The 252-nt window shown below is 74.2% G+C and carries 1 protein-coding gene; it reads right to left on the bottom strand.

The window, feature by feature from the left end; all coding sequences use genetic code 11:
* On the bottom strand, positions 1–252 hold a 252-nt coding region (locus SB754_RS21775; RefSeq protein ID WP_410784396.1), incomplete at both ends, for an alcohol dehydrogenase catalytic domain-containing protein.

A 252-nucleotide genomic window follows, 5' to 3' on the forward strand; every position in this document is an offset into this window, starting at 1 on the left:
CTGTGGGCGAAGGCGCCATCGCGGTGCGGGAACCGCGCGGCGGATCCGAGATAGCCACCGCCCGCGATGTTGGGGCGGTCGACCGGGGGTCGGACATACTCGACCGCCGGCGGCGCGGGGTGTACGGCGACGCGCGTTCCCGCGGCGGGCCCCGTACCGTCGGACGCCGCACGGGTGACGATGCCGACGACCTCGTGCCCAAGGATCATGGGGGCACGCAGCAGTGACTCACCGGCGGCACCGTGCTGCCAG

It is taken from the genome of Leifsonia sp. SIMBA_070 (genome assembly GCF_046534635.1).
Taxonomy (GTDB): Bacteria; Actinomycetota; Actinomycetes; order Actinomycetales; family Microbacteriaceae; genus Leifsonia.